Annotated in this window: 14 protein-coding genes; all 14 read right to left on the bottom strand. The window is 37.5% G+C overall.

The genetic code is table 11. The features are described from left to right. Positions 1-209: 209 nt before the first annotated feature. Entirely contained in the window at positions 210-569 is a 360-nt protein-coding gene (spoVAE, locus tag WMO42_RS05990; RefSeq protein WP_055306200.1) for a stage V sporulation protein AE, read from the bottom strand. 90 nt (positions 570-659) lie between these two features. Further along, the gene (locus tag WMO42_RS05985) at positions 660-1,715 is read right to left on the bottom strand and encodes a stage V sporulation protein AD (RefSeq protein ID WP_349172539.1); all 1,056 of its coding nucleotides are present in this window, start codon (positions 1,713-1,715) and stop codon (positions 660-662) included. 177 nt (positions 1,716-1,892) lie between these two features. Beyond that, a complete protein-coding gene (locus tag WMO42_RS05980; RefSeq protein WP_055174313.1) occupies positions 1,893-2,687 on the bottom strand; it encodes a class I SAM-dependent methyltransferase in 795 nt (264 codons plus the stop codon). A 31-nt stretch (positions 2,688-2,718) separates the two neighbouring features. Then, on the bottom strand, positions 2,719-3,174 hold the full coding sequence (gene spoVAC, locus WMO42_RS05975; RefSeq protein ID WP_022501900.1) for a stage V sporulation protein AC: 456 nt from the start codon (positions 3,172-3,174) through the stop codon (positions 2,719-2,721). Between the two features lie 135 nt (positions 3,175-3,309). After that, positions 3,310-5,169, bottom strand: a complete 1,860-nt coding sequence (locus WMO42_RS05970; RefSeq protein WP_055306202.1) for a DUF975 family protein — start codon at positions 5,167-5,169, stop codon at positions 3,310-3,312. A 26-nt stretch (positions 5,170-5,195) separates the two neighbouring features. After that, positions 5,196-5,609: a stage V sporulation protein AB gene (locus WMO42_RS05965; RefSeq protein WP_022501902.1), complete on the bottom strand. Its 414-nt coding sequence runs from the start codon at positions 5,607-5,609 to the stop codon at positions 5,196-5,198. Further along, on the bottom strand, positions 5,603-6,244 hold the full coding sequence (locus tag WMO42_RS05960; protein WP_055174027.1) for a stage V sporulation protein AA: 642 nt from the start codon (positions 6,242-6,244) through the stop codon (positions 5,603-5,605). The genes WMO42_RS05965 and WMO42_RS05960 overlap by 7 nt, the downstream gene beginning before the upstream one ends. Positions 6,245-6,316: 72 nt before the next feature. Next, a complete protein-coding gene (locus tag WMO42_RS05955; protein WP_022501904.1) occupies positions 6,317-7,054 on the bottom strand; it encodes a SigF/SigG family RNA polymerase sporulation sigma factor in 738 nt (245 codons plus the stop codon). Position 7,055: 1 nt separating this feature from the next. Then, the gene (gene spoIIAB / locus WMO42_RS05950) at positions 7,056-7,487 is read right to left on the bottom strand and encodes an anti-sigma F factor (RefSeq protein WP_022501905.1); all 432 of its coding nucleotides are present in this window, start codon (positions 7,485-7,487) and stop codon (positions 7,056-7,058) included. A 1-nt stretch (position 7,488) separates the two neighbouring features. Continuing rightward, positions 7,489-7,917: an anti-sigma factor antagonist gene (locus tag WMO42_RS05945; protein ID WP_022501906.1), complete on the bottom strand. Its 429-nt coding sequence runs from the start codon at positions 7,915-7,917 to the stop codon at positions 7,489-7,491. Positions 7,918-8,051: 134 nt separating this feature from the next. Further along, complete coding sequence (locus WMO42_RS05940) at positions 8,052-9,446, bottom strand: tetratricopeptide repeat protein (protein WP_055306203.1); 1,395 nt, start codon at positions 9,444-9,446, stop codon at positions 8,052-8,054. A gap of 2 nt (positions 9,447-9,448) precedes the next feature. Then, on the bottom strand, positions 9,449-9,589 hold the full coding sequence (locus WMO42_RS05935; protein ID WP_172677765.1) for a hypothetical protein: 141 nt from the start codon (positions 9,587-9,589) through the stop codon (positions 9,449-9,451). A 21-nt stretch (positions 9,590-9,610) separates the two neighbouring features. Next, entirely contained in the window at positions 9,611-10,882 is a 1,272-nt protein-coding gene (locus WMO42_RS05930) for a folylpolyglutamate synthase/dihydrofolate synthase family protein (protein ID WP_055306204.1), read from the bottom strand. Continuing rightward, entirely contained in the window at positions 10,851-12,389 is a 1,539-nt protein-coding gene (locus WMO42_RS05925) for a hypothetical protein (RefSeq protein ID WP_055306205.1), read from the bottom strand. Before WMO42_RS05925 ends, WMO42_RS05930 begins: the two co-directional genes overlap by 32 nt. Positions 12,390-12,400 lie beyond the last annotated feature (11 nt).

Raw genomic sequence — 12,400 nt, 5'->3', positions numbered from 1 at the left:
TGTAACTGTCAGCCAGCTGATTATTTAGTTATTTAATTAGTTATTGCGTTAATTAGTTCGTTAATATTCATAACGATATGCAATATAAAAAAGCCCCTGCTTACTATATTTATAAGGTCCTTCCTAAATGCCCTATAGCCTTTATGCAAGTGCTATAAGCAAACCCTATAAATTAATAAGCAGGGGCTTTTTATATATCGCTGTAAATTTTATTTCTTTTTCATCTTAGGCTCGAATATCCACGAGGCAATATAGCCGAATACAAGTGCCGCTGACACTCCCACCGCACAGGCTGTAAAGCCACCTTTGAACAATCCCAAGAAGCCCGAGTTATCAACAGCCATTTTCATTCCCTTCCATAGTACATTTCCAAAGCCTGTCAATGGAACGCTCGCTCCCGCTCCTGCGAACTGCACAAGTGGTTCATATAATCCTACCGCACCAAGAACCGCACCCGTGGTTACAAGTATAACCATTATTCTTCCTGGCATAAGCCTGGTCTTTTCCATTAAAATCTGTGTCAGGACGCATATAATTCCGCCTACAACAAATGCTTTCAAATAATCCATTTTAACGCCCAGCTCCTTTCTTTTACTGACATATAACAATCCTGTTATGCACTTTTAACTTATATCTGCCGCAATGCTGTGTTATGCACCTTATACAGCCTCAAGCACAACGCCGTGTGCTATTCCGGGTATTGACTTACCTTCATTAAAGCTTACCTGCGATAACAATGCCCCTGTTGGAACAAATAATACCCTTTTTAATTCACGTTTTCTTAACTTGTCCAATACAAGCGTATCAAGAACTATCGCACTGCACCCACAACCACTTCCACCTGACTGGGTATCCTGCTCATTTTTATCAAATACTTCTATTCCGCAGTCCGTGTATATATCACTTATGTCTATTCCTTTCTCTTTAAGAAGTGTAAGAAGTATCTCTTTACCTGTATACCCCAAGTCACCGGTTATAATCATATCGTAATACCCTTTAGTCACTTCAAAATCCTTATAGTTGGCTTCTATAAGGTCTGCCGCTGCAGGTGCCATACAAGCTCCCATATTCATAGAGTCCTTAACACCATAATCAACTATTTTTCCTGTAGTTATACCCGATATAATTACATTTGCATAGCCGTTATCAACAATCCGGCATACATCTCCATCACATTTTGTTATTACTGGCGAATTAGATACAAGATATGCTCCTGCACCTGTAACTGTCCACGTTGAACTCATTGGCCTCTGGTTGCCATATAATAATGGAAATCTGAACTGCTTCTCAGCACTTGCAAAATGGCTTGAAGCTATCGCCGCCACATTATCTGCGAAACCAGCATTAACACACATAGCCGCAAGCGATAATGACTCGCCCATAGTTGAACACGCACCATAAAGTCCAAAAAGCGGCACATCATACGTCTTTAATCCAAAAGATGTCGCTATAAGCTGACCTAACAAGTCACCTGCATATATATATCTTATGTCCTCTGACATCATTCCTGTCTTTTCTAACAGCTTCTCAAATGCAAGGCTCTGTATCCTGCTCTCTGCCTCCTCCCAGCTTTCACCACCGAATAAATCATCTTGCGAAACGACATCAAAGCAGCAGCCCAGCGGTCCTTTCTTTTCCTTAGTTCCCGCCACTGTAGCTCCTGCTTTGATGTATACATTATTATCAAATTTAATACTCTGTTTACCTGCAATCATACGCTACCTCTTAATATTTATTCATAATCAATCATCAATAGGTAGTATCTGCTTTATCAGGTAATTTATTCATTACTGTATTATTTTCCCAGCATTATCCGTTAATTATTCTATATTAATATTATCATGTGAGTGTCAAAAGTAAATTCTGCCACTCACTAATGTATCCAGTTAAAATTACTTAACTCTTAATATATCAAGTGTATGTGCTGCCGCTCCGATTAAATCCTGTCTTTCGCACGTTGCAAGATGATACTTCACGAATTCTGCGAATTCTTCTTCTGTAAGCTTATTAAGATATGGTCTTATATAGTTAGCCGGTCCATCTGGTGATAATATTTTAATTCTCTCAAGCCCTGCCGCCTCATTAAGACTGTTAATATCTTCTATTCTCATATAATCATAGAGGTTCTCCTCACTTGATACAGTGTGATAATCCTCTGTCAGTCTGTTCCCATTAAGACATTCATTAATATGTCCTTCTTTAAACGCATATGTAATAACACTATATTCATTCATAAGATATGCCACAAGTATAATTCCACCCGGCTTGACAACTCTCTTTGCTTCATTAAGTGCCTTAAGCTTATCCTCAAATGTAAACAAATGGTACATAGGTCCAAAAAGCAGTGCCATATCAAATGTATTATCTTCAAAACGCTTAAGCTTAAGTGCATTGCCCTGATATGCCTTGACATTTGAATTCTTAGCCTTTAGAAGTCCAAGATTATGTTTTACTAGTTCCACCGCAGTGACATCGTACCCTTCCTCAGATAATGGAACGCTGTATCTTCCTGTTCCTGCACCTATATCAAGTATCTTTATATCACTGGCAATATCCATAGCCGCCTTAATATCATCAAGGCAGTTATGGATATATTTCATAGATGTTATAAATTCAACCCTTCCGTGACGTGAATCCAGACGTTTCTCCTCATTGAATTTATTATAATGCTGTTCTAATTCGGTCATTGCCATTTCCTTAGTACCTCCAAATAGTTAATCACATAAGACTTATTATCCAGTATATCAGACCTATAATCCAGCTGAAAAATATTCCATACAATATAACCGGTCCTGCTATCGTAAATATTTTACAGCCAATACCAAATACCTGTCCCTCTTTCTTATATTCAATCGCAGGAGAAGCTATACTGTTCGCAAATCCTGTAATCGGAACAAGTGCACCAGCTCCTCCAAAAGACGTGATAAGCGGATATATTCCAAAGCCTGTAAATATAACACTTAAAGCAACAAGTATAAGCGTTGTATAACTTGCTGCATCATCTGCTGTCATTCCTGTCATCTTCATAAAATTCATAATAAGCTGGCCTATTGTACATATAATTCCACCTGTTATAAATGCCTTAAAGCAGTTGTATACACACCCCGCCTTTTTCGTGACATTTTCAACATACTGGTTATAGCTTTTATTTCTTTTTTCAACATCCTGAACCATAATAATCCTCATTCCTACATATGCTTTATTAGTGACATATGTTGATATTAATAATCATATATTCCGCCTGTCTTATTGCATTATATTACTATTAACATATGTTTCTATTAGCATTACCATAAACTTAAGAATTATTCATAAATAATAATACATATCATATATGTTAAGGCATGTTATGCCCTCGCCCACATTAGGGTGTTTCTTTGTATACAACTGGTCTGCAACAAATATCATCATAAGTGCCACACATAATGGTATAATAATCTGAAGCTTTATCTTTCTGAAATAATTATCAAGCAATGGTGCTACAAAATACACTATAGCCATTCCACCAATACCAAAGGCTAACAGGCCTTCCGCACATATACGCCCGTGAATATTAAGGAAAAATCCTGTGTAATCCCACCACTTCTGTCCGTTATGTGTAAGTTCCAGCACAAGTCCTGTAAAATACTCAACAACTCCACACAGAATAATCGCCAGCACGAACTCAAGAGCCGGCTTTTCCCTGAACTTTTTAAGAAGCAGAAGTATCAAAAGACCGCCAACTCCGTATATTGGAAGCCAGGGACCGTGGAGCACGCCTCTGTTAGCAAATGAATGATACAGCATTAAGTGTGATGAAACTTCCCAGAACCACCCTATAAATGACATTACAAAGAATATAAGTATAAGCGATGGAATTGAGTAATTACGCATATATACCGTACTTTCAAAATTAGCTCTATGCTCCTTTAATGTAAACAGCCTTGAAGGATACATATTACCAAGTATCTCCTGTTTACATCTGTCAGCTTTTATCTGTTCCGCCTTGGCATCCTCGAACTTCTTTTCCTCACTCGTATTAAAAAGAATTACGCCGAACCAGTCAGCAAGAAACTTTCTTAATCTCCTGAAATACCTGATGTCAGATTTCATAATATCATCATCAAATCTTTCCTCTGGAGAGTCCTCATTCATATATGGATATATGTCTGCGTAAGCTGCCTGCAATTCTTCTTTTCCTGCCCGCTCATACAGATATACATCGCTTAGCATTTCCATGCCTTCTATATTATTCTTAATAGCATTTTCTCTTATAAGAACATACAATTCTGTAAAAAATGCAGTCTTATATGGATTGGAATATAATACCCCCACAAGACCCATAGACATAAAGCTTAATATATTCCAGCCAATAAATGATAACTGGTAGCAGAAACATTTCCACTTATAGCCGTTCATCATTCTTCTTGATAAGGTTATTGCATCATTAGCCTTTATGTCTGGATTTTCGGCTATTATATATGGCACAAGCATATATGACAGCGGCTTAATAAAAGCCCCTGCTATTGTAAGCGACCATAATATGGTATACAAGTCTTTAACTAACATTGTAAAGGCTACACGCATCCACCTTTTTACTCTCATAAGAAACATAAATTTGCCGACCCCTACACTTTTATATGTCCGGCTTTCAAGAAATATTCTTCTTGATATAACAACATAAGACATTTTCACGACATATCTTATTCCAAAATAAAATATAAGTGCCAGACATAAAAGCAGGATAACAACAAGATGTCTTGAACCCGTAATTCCGTATACAACATCAACTATAGTAAATACAACCGCACCTGATGATACGTTATTAACAACTGATGATAATATTCCCGAAGTTCTCCCCAGTATGTCCCCTGCATTATCCTTTGCTTTGTCGATAAGTGTCTGCGACTGCTCTTTGCCCTGTTCCTCATTGTTCATAATAACTGATACAATTGCATCAAGCATTGCACTTTTCGTCCTGTTATCAATATCTGATGTAACAAGCGTAACGCCCTGTGATTCGTTCGTATCTGTATTATTAATGTCTGTCATCTGCATTTTAAAGAAACTGAAAGTTTCCGTAAATTCACTTCCAACAAACGCTGCTATAAGACACACAACAACCAATATCCAGAAATGCTTTTTTAATGTTCTCTTAGCTGCTTTTGCAAGCTCTTTTCTCGTAATCATATTATTTCTTCCTGTCTGTTTAGTATTTAAGGTACTAAATAGTATACCAAATGTCCCACCATCTTTCCAATAGCAATAAACAAAACTACAAAGCCAAGACATTTTTTAAGCTTAACCCTGTGTGCTAATATAGGCAGTACCTTGACTGTTTCTGCAAGACATATTAAAAATGTACCTATAAATATTCCAGATACCGCACCATACAATATAACACCTGCCACGCCAAGCTTAATCGGCAGTTCAAATATATACCATATATTCCCAATCCCTGCACCAAATATAATCATTTCCTCATAAAGCATTATTGATTCTGTTGTGTTGGTCACATCTGCGTATCTGTTAATAAGACCTATGCTTGATATTAGGGCGAACAGTCCTGTAGCCGTAACACCTCCGGCACTTAACCCGATAAGTATGATAAATAATATTTTAATCAGCATTTTGTTGCCCCCGGATAATTGTTTCTTACGCATCTTGGCATACACTCTACAGAGTCAATCATAGCCTGATTTTCATCTTTGACATACTGGTTCATAGACACCTCTATAGGGGTTGGTGCTTTACTCATCTTCTTTCCAGCAAAATGGTCATAAAATACTGCTATCCCGGCAAACAACCCTATTGCATAAGCTATCTCACACACATTGTATTCCATAAGCCAGTCCACACCTGACATCCGGTATACTTTTTCAAATATCTCTATTGTGCTGACATCATTATTATACGCCATTATCGCATAAGCACTTCCTATAAATATTATTATGCACACGATAATCTTAAGAATAACAGATAACCACACCGGCTGCTGGTTCTTTCTGTAATCGATTATAAAATCACTCTCGCCTATATTATTAACGTCAAGTGTATCATCAAGCTGCTGTATCGCTGATATAACCTGCATTGAGCTTATACATATCCTGTCCTTTTTAGTCCTGTAAAATGTTGCCAGCTTTATGCTTTTTATCTTAGGAAGCAGCTTTTTTTCAGCATACACTTCTGCCACATCAGACAGATACACATCCTGCTTGTCTGTTTTAGTAAGCTGTCTTATCTTTAAATATACTGTTTTTGACATAGTAACCTCCATTTCACAGCATTTTATGCTGATTAAATAATGCTGTTAGAAGTATTGCCAATATTGCCCATATTATTCTATATCTATCTGGCTTCGCATACGGTTTAATATTTTCTTTTCGAGACGTGATACCTGAACCTGTGATATTCCTAATACCCTGGCGGCCTGTGTCTGTGTCATATCCTCATAATATCTCATTCTTATAAGCTTCCTGTCCCTCTCGCACAGGCTGTCCACAAGCTCATTAATCATTATATTATCAATAATGCTGTCGCTTCCGCCATCCTTGCCCTCTAACTTATCTATAAGACATACCTCATTGCCATCCTTCTGGTATATTGTCTTATAGATTGACTCCACGCAGTCGCCAGCCTCCATTGTAACAATTATATCCTCTGTCGCTATTCCTGTTTCCCTGGACAGCTCCTCAATAGTCGGCTCGCGGTTAAGAATACCCTTTAACTTCTGGGAAGCCATAAAACATTTGTATCCATTTTCCTTAATACTCCGGCTTATCTTTATTATGCCGTCATCTCTAAGAAATCTTTTAATCTCACCCGTAATCATAGGAACTGCATAAGTTGAGAACTTCACATCATAGTCCATATTAAAATTGTCTATTGCCTTTATAAGCCCAATACAGCCTATCTGGTACAAATCCTCCATCTCTGCACCCCGCCCTGTAAATCTTTTAACTATGCTCCACACAAGTCCGCTGTTATCAATAACAAGCTTCTCCCTTGCTGATTTATCATTGTTGTGTGCTTTAATGATCAATTCTTTAGTATGATCGCAAGCATACACATCCATTCTACCTGTTACTTTCTCCTATTCTTTTCTTCATAATTACAGTTGTACCCACATTTTTTCTTGAATACACATTAAGCTCGTCCATAAATGCTTCCATAAATGAAAAGCCCATTCCTGACCTTTCAAGCTCTGGCTTTGTTGTATACAAAGGCTCCATTGCTTTATGGACATTTTCTATTCCTACGCCCTCATCTTTTATCTTTATAATAATCTCCCTATCCTCTAAAGAAAGTGTCATATATACCTTGCCGCCTTTTCCCTCATAGCCGTGCACAATACTGTTGGTAACTGCCTCTGATACTGCTGTTTTTATATCTGATATTTCCTCTAAGGTCGGGTCTAATCTTGTCACAAAAGCTGCAGCAACCACTCTTGCAAAACTCTCATTCTCTGATATTGCATCAAATATTACATCCACATTATTCTCCTGCATTTTACATCCCCCTCTTATTCTGCTTTCTGACGGCATCGCACAGATTATCATATATATCTACTATTTTATGAAGTCCAGATATAAGCAGTATTCTTTTAATGCTCTCATTAATTCCGACAACACATATATCACCTATATCACGTATCTTCTTATATCTTCCCATTATAAGCCCTATTCCAGCACTATCCATAAAATCAACCTTGGAAAAGTCTATAATAACCCTGTCCACTCCCCTTTTATCGATTATATCGTCTATTACCTCTCTCATCTCATCTGCCAGATGATGGTCAAGTTCTGCATTAAGGCTTATAACAAGATTATTCCCGCTGACCATATATATGTAATCGGTTCTTTTAATATCCTCTGCTGTATCATAGCTGTCTAATTCACTGTCTAATCCATTATTAAGAAGCTGTGTATCATCTCTCATAACTATCCTCCTATCCTCTATTCAGGGTATCGGCACCCTTGTGCTAAGCGTAACATATAATTATATCAGAATTTCCTGTTACACAAAAATATCCCTGACGGACTAATTTCCGTCAGGGATTTATCGTGTGGTAATTAATGTGATGTCACATAATCATTAGCTTCTTTATAATATCCACTTGTCTTAAAGTCATTTACAATGTACTGATAGTACTTCTTGGCATTGTCTGTCTGTGAAAGTGCGACATAACATTTAGCCGCATAATAAGCTGCATCTACCTTAGTGGCGTCGCACTTAAATGCCTTAACATAATCATCAACTGCTGTAGCATAATCTGACTTATAGTATAAAGTCTGAGCCTTGCTGTAGAACTCATTAGCTGCCTGTGCCATAACAGCAGTCGAAATTGTATTATATAAAGTCTTGGCTGAGTCTGATGGAAGTGCACTTACATCAACGTCAATAAGCTTCTCAGCAGCTTCTGTCCTTTTATTGGCTATATAAGCATTAGCAGACTCAATAACTGATATTAAAAGCTTATTGCCACCGCCAGTTCCATTAAGTTCACTTAACTGCTGTTCAAGTGATTCTTTCTCTGCCTTTACAGTCTTTAATTCACTTTCCATACTGTTAAGCTCTACATTGCCTGATGAAAGCTGTTCACTGTATTCTGCCAGACTTCTGTTATAATCTTCTGTTATGCCCTTGTATCTTGATGGCATTACTAAGAACCATATAAGTGCCGCACCAATCACAACACCTACAAGCACATTGACTATTGTAATAGCACCATTGCTTGGTTCTTTGTATGATGACCTTGGAAGTATTACATCATTACCATTAAGAGGCTTGCTTTCTTCTTCCTTTACCTTCTTCTTAGGTAAGAAGCTTCCAGATATATCATTATCTTTAATATTCTGGCTCTGGTTTATCTGTTCAAGGTACTTACTTGCAAGAGTATTATTCCTGTCTATCTTAAGCACTGAATTCAGGAGCTTTCTTGCTCTTTGATATTCATTATCTTTAATATATATAAGCGCAAGCAACAGGTGTGCCTTTATAAAATGTGGATTAGATATAACAATCTTCTTAAGCTGTATTACTGCCATATCTGTATTCTTATCCTTGGCATACTGAAGCGATACGTTATATTTCTTAATAGCATTAGTAACTGATTCAAACTTATTCTGATTAGACTGGATTTTCTTTATATAACTCTCTGCAACATTATCATCTGGGGCAAGGTTCTTGCTCATTACCCACTGTGATAATGCCTCAACCACTTCTCCCATCTCACAATATATAAGTCCGAGAAGATTTCTTGCATTAATATTATATTTGTTAATCATAAGACTTACTTTTAAAGTTTCTATTGCTCCTGATAAATCCCTCACACGGGCTTTCTCAAGACCTTTGTTGTAATATATATCTGAAACCCTGGCAGTCTTTTTGTATATAGAGACATCTGTACCACACTTGGCACATGTGTCATTTGCTGAAAGGACACAGCCACATTTGTAACATCTCATAATTACTTCTCACTCTTTCCTTCGATAATCTTGTTAATTAAATCTGTTATATCTGGTACATCATTCTTGTATATTGCATCTTCTGCATCCTCAACTTCCAGACTTGGCTGGAACTTCTGGATTTCCTCATCAAAATCTAACATATCTATTCTCCAATCTTTATATTATTCCAAAACTTTCCTTATATCTGCTACAAGATAAAGTGAACCTGTACAGAATACCATCGGCTCATTCTTTAACGCAAGAACCGCCTCTTTCGCACTATCATACACTTCCACTTCAATATCTGTATGTCTTTTAAATGCCGCACTTATGTATTCCTTATCCAAGTGCCTTATTCCGCCTGTCACGGTAATCGCTATTCGTGCAAATACCTTACAGCCGCACAGTATGCTTATCATCTGTTCAAAATTCTTATCACTTACAACTGAGAATAATAATGCCGCTTTATCAGTGCTGTCAGCATACATTCCGTTAACCGAATTAACAAAACTCTGTATTCCCTGAGGATTGTGTGCACCGTCAACATATATGTTATCCGTAAGCTTCTCCATTCTGCCCTGCCATATGTGGCTCCCTGTAGAATCCACTATGGCACTGTCTTTAATATCAGAATGATACAAATGCTTTAAAAGCCTGCATACTGTAATTGCTATTGACACATTCTCCACCTGATATATGGCAGGAGTAGCCAATCTTAAGCAATTATTAATATAATACTCATTATGCAGTGAAAAATCAATACAGCCATTAAAGTTTTTAATTATTTGATATTGCTGTGGTGATACTCCGTAACAATAGCTGTTCTTGCTGTGTGCAATATCCTCTATCACACTTGAAGCCTCATTGTCATCTGCATATACAACAGGCACGCCCTGCTTTATTATTCCTGCTTTCTGCTCTGCTATTTTCTTAATTGTATCTCCCAGTATTGCTGTATGTTCAAGGCTTATTGTCGTAATTACACAGCACAGTGGATTATGTACTGCATTAGTCGCATCAAGGCTTCCTCCAAGCCCTGTTTCTAACACTACATAATCAACCTTGCATTTATCAAAATATAACATAGCCGCACCGAAAAAAAAGTCAAAATATGCAAGCTTAAGATTATTCGCCCTGGCTGTTTCATACACCTTATTAAAGTACTGTGTAAAAGCTTCTCTTGATATAAGTTCACCGTCAATCTGTATGCGTTCCCTTATTGTCACAAGATGGGGTGATGTAAACAGACCTGTCTTATATCCTGACTTTTTTAAAATATCATCTATATAAGAACACACAGAACCCTTGCCGTTAGTTCCTGCTATATGTATTATCTTTAAATTCTTATCAGGATTCCCAAGAAGCTCTAAAAGCTTCCCAGCCCTTTCTACTCCTGTAGTTTCACCATACTGCGGCGTATCATTAAGAAACGCTTTTATCTCTGAATATTCCATTAAACACTCCATTCTCATATATGAACACTACCGGTTTCCTGCCGCCTGTATACACATTAAGCTTATCACCATCAAGATATATGCTGTAATCACTGCTGTCGTGCATTTCCTTAAGCATTTCCTCGATAACTACGATGTGCTTTCTGTCATAGTTCTTTACAAGCTCTGTAAATATATCATCACTAAATCTGAATTTATAATAATAAGCACTCCAGAGACGCTGTAAATTCTGCTTTCTTTCATTCGTCTGTTCATCAAGCTTATTATGATAAGTCTCGGTCTGGCTCTTTGTCATCTCAATTTTCTCTTTAGTAAGATATATCTGGTTAAGAAGCTCCTGATTTTTTCTCTCCCTTACACCAGCTTCTTCTAATGCCCTGTCCAACTGTCTTTTAACCTCATTAACCCTTGCATAGTAGCTTTTAGTTTCCTGCTCGGTATGCGAACCACTCATATATTCGTTCTTCTTAACTTCAAGCTCTGAGAATTCTTTATCCACTTCATCTAAATGTTCTTTGGCTTTTCCAAGCTTTTCCTCTGCATCTGCCTGCCTTTTTTCTATTCCTTCAAGTTCTTTTATAAGCTTGTCTGTTTCACCATCTATCTCTTTTACCTGATTGATAAGTGCTGCATATTCCATATCCTGCTCAAGCTTTGCCTTATCATCTTCTGCCACATAAGAAGGCATAAGCTCATCTTTGGCATATAACGGCTTATTGTACCTTCTTACAGCTATATTAATCATTCTTGCAAGCTGTAATGAAGATACCTTGTTAAAGGTTCTAATTGCCTGATACATAGTCTTTATCTCTACTGTCTTATAATCAAATGCTTCAACTCCAAAGCACTCTATAACAAGTCTTAGCTTCTCCTGTGTCTTCTGCTTTCTTAAGCTCTTTAACACACCCATCCCATTAAATGCGTCCGGCATAAGCTCCTTATGGACTACCCTCTTCATCTCAATATCTGCCCTGGCAATTGCCTTATCCATAATGGCTGACCATTCCCTGAACTGGTCTGGTGTTACATTTTTAATGCTCTGGTACAGATTATCCATAAATGCCTCGTTATATTTGTCACTTATAATCTGCATTTTATGGGCTGGTGCTATGTACTGGTTAATTGAATATCCTGCTCCTGCCGCATTAACAACAAGCATTAAAAGCTTATCCCTGCCTGCCACTGTGCTGACATCTATGCTGCCCTGTGCTCCTGCTATCTCAAGCAGTTTAAGTTCTAACATTGACATTAAATGCGCCCTGTCCGCTGTCTTAAGCTGCATATATTTGGCTTCCACCATATCTGACACTTTCTTGTAATCATATTCGACTTTTAACTTACTGCTGAATATCTCTGCAAATGAATTCGCCATATCTGCAAGTCCGGATATGATACGTGAACCTGTCTCCTTCGCTGCATTTCCTATTGTCACACTATCAAAAAATGCAAGCTGCAGCCTTATATCATCATCTGTTAAATTATTAAGAATACTGTATAAATCTGACATTAATACTCCTC

The sequence above is a fragment of the Lachnospira sp. CLA-JM-H23 genome (assembly GCF_040096425.1).
Classification (GTDB): Bacteria; Bacillota; Clostridia; order Lachnospirales; family Lachnospiraceae; genus Lachnospira; species Lachnospira rogosae.
Note: the sequence above shows the minus strand (reverse complement) of the source record. Positions and strands in the feature narration are given on the sequence as shown.

Bases quoted from the DNA above. Each gene is read 5' to 3' on its own strand.
- spoVAE (WP_055306200.1), bottom strand. From the start codon at position 569: ATGGATTATTTGAAAGCATTTGTTGTAGGCGGAATTATATGCGTCCTG.
- WMO42_RS05985 (WP_349172539.1), bottom strand. From the start codon at position 1,715: ATGATTGCAGGTAAACAGAGTATTAAATTTGATAATAATGTATACATC.
- WMO42_RS05980 (WP_055174313.1), bottom strand. From the start codon at position 2,687: ATGACCGAATTAGAACAGCATTATAATAAATTCAATGAGGAGAAACGT.
- spoVAC (WP_022501900.1), bottom strand. From the start codon at position 3,174: ATGGTTCAGGATGTTGAAAAAAGAAATAAAAGCTATAACCAGTATGTT.
- WMO42_RS05970 (WP_055306202.1), bottom strand. From the start codon at position 5,169: ATGATTACGAGAAAAGAGCTTGCAAAAGCAGCTAAGAGAACATTAAAA.
- WMO42_RS05965 (WP_022501902.1), bottom strand. From the start codon at position 5,609: ATGCTGATTAAAATATTATTTATCATACTTATCGGGTTAAGTGCCGGA.
- WMO42_RS05960 (WP_055174027.1), bottom strand. From the start codon at position 6,244: ATGTCAAAAACAGTATATTTAAAGATAAGACAGCTTACTAAAACAGAC.
- WMO42_RS05955 (WP_022501904.1), bottom strand. From the start codon at position 7,054: ATGGATGTGTATGCTTGCGATCATACTAAAGAATTGATCATTAAAGCA.
- spoIIAB (WP_022501905.1), bottom strand. From the start codon at position 7,487: ATGCAGGAGAATAATGTGGATGTAATATTTGATGCAATATCAGAGAAT.
- WMO42_RS05945 (WP_022501906.1), bottom strand. From the start codon at position 7,917: ATGAGAGATGATACACAGCTTCTTAATAATGGATTAGACAGTGAATTA.
- WMO42_RS05940 (WP_055306203.1), bottom strand. From the start codon at position 9,446: ATGAGATGTTACAAATGTGGCTGTGTCCTTTCAGCAAATGACACATGT.
- WMO42_RS05935 (WP_172677765.1), bottom strand. From the start codon at position 9,589: ATGTTAGATTTTGATGAGGAAATCCAGAAGTTCCAGCCAAGTCTGGAA.
- WMO42_RS05930 (WP_055306204.1), bottom strand. From the start codon at position 10,882: ATGGAATATTCAGAGATAAAAGCGTTTCTTAATGATACGCCGCAGTAT.
- WMO42_RS05925 (WP_055306205.1), bottom strand. From the start codon at position 12,389: ATGTCAGATTTATACAGTATTCTTAATAATTTAACAGATGATGATATA.